This is a genomic window from Streptomyces sp. H27-H1, from assembly GCF_026627445.1.
GTDB lineage: Bacteria > Actinomycetota > Actinomycetes > Streptomycetales > Streptomycetaceae > Streptomyces.
Map to the genome: position 1 here is coordinate 1 of NZ_JAPNLJ010000148.1, position 1,191 is coordinate 1,191.

Annotated in this window: 1 protein-coding gene; it reads right to left on the reverse strand. The window is 64.6% G+C overall.

Annotated elements, in window-relative coordinates; all coding sequences use genetic code 11:
• Positions 1–1,086 (reverse strand): IS630 family transposase, encoded by a 1,086-nt coding sequence (locus OTB20_RS42200; RefSeq protein ID WP_267825188.1) that lies wholly within the window; start codon positions 1,084–1,086, stop codon positions 1–3.
• Between the last annotated feature and the right edge of the window lie 105 nt (positions 1,087–1,191).

The following is a 1,191-nucleotide window of genomic DNA, read 5'->3' on the forward strand; positions in this document are numbered from 1 at the left end:
CTAGTGATCTGGTTTTGAGATCCTGTCGCAGTAGCGGCAGATCCGGTCGAGGATCTGGTCAGCGGTCTTGGTCCACTTGAAGGGCCTGGCCTCGTCGTTCCAGACCTTGATCCAGTCCTCGAGCGCGGTCTTCAGGTCGTCGAGTGAGCAGAAGACACCGCGTTCGAGGCAGCGTCGTTCCAGCTCTGCGAACCACCGCTCGACCTGGTTGATCCAGGACGAGTAGGTGGGCGTGAAGTGGAGCCGGAAGCGGGGATGGGCCAACAGCCATTTCTGTACCACGGGCGCTTTGTGGGCGGAGAGGTTGTCGCAGATCACGTGGACCGCCAGACTTCTGTCGGTCTGGCGGTCGATCTCGTCGAGAAAGTCACGGAAATCCACGGCCCGGTGCTGGGCCGACAGCTTGGTGATGACCTTGCCGGTCGCGGTATTGAAGGCTGCGAACAGGTCGACGGTGCCGTGGCGGACGTAGTCGAAACTCCGCCGCTCGGGCACCCCGGGCAGCATCGGCAGCACCGGGGCAGTCCGTTCCAGCGCCTGGATCTGCGGCTTCTCGTCCACCGAAAACACCACCGCGTTGGCCGGCGGAGCGAGATAGAGGCCGACCACGTCACGGATCTTGTCGATCAGGAACGGGTCCGGAGAGATTTTGAAGGTCTCGGTCCGCCACGGCTGCAGGCCGAAGGCGTGCCAGATCCTCAGCACACTGGCCGGTGAGATCCCCACGACCTTGGCCAGCTCCCGCTTCGACCAGTGAGTCCCACCCACGGGTGTCTCCTCCAAGGTGCGGACCACTACCTCTTCCACCTGGGAATCGGTGATGGTCCGCGGGACCCCGGCCCGCGGCTCATCAGTCAGCCCCTCCAGCCGGTCCCGCAGGAACCGTGTCCGCCATCTGGCCGCCGTCTTGCGCCCGATTCCCAGCCGGGCGGCCACCATCGTGTTGTTCCATCCCCGCGCGCACGCCAGCACGATCTGCGCACGCTGAGCCAGACCCTGCGCGGTCGAACGCCGCCTGGCCCAGTTCTCCAACGTCAGCCGCTCGGCATCCGACAGCACGACCGGCGCCAGCCTGGTGTCACCCATCCATCCAGGAGAGCGACCCAGGACCAGCCACGTCAGGCGAACCCCAAAACCTGAAACAGAACACGACTCACGAGGCGAGCCAAGACCTCAAAACCAGATCACTAG

Excerpts from the sequence above, each read along its gene's own strand:
- OTB20_RS42200 (WP_267825188.1), bottom strand. The coding sequence starts at position 1,086 with ATGGGTGACACCAGGCTGGCGCCGGTCGTGCTGTCGGATGCCGAGCGG.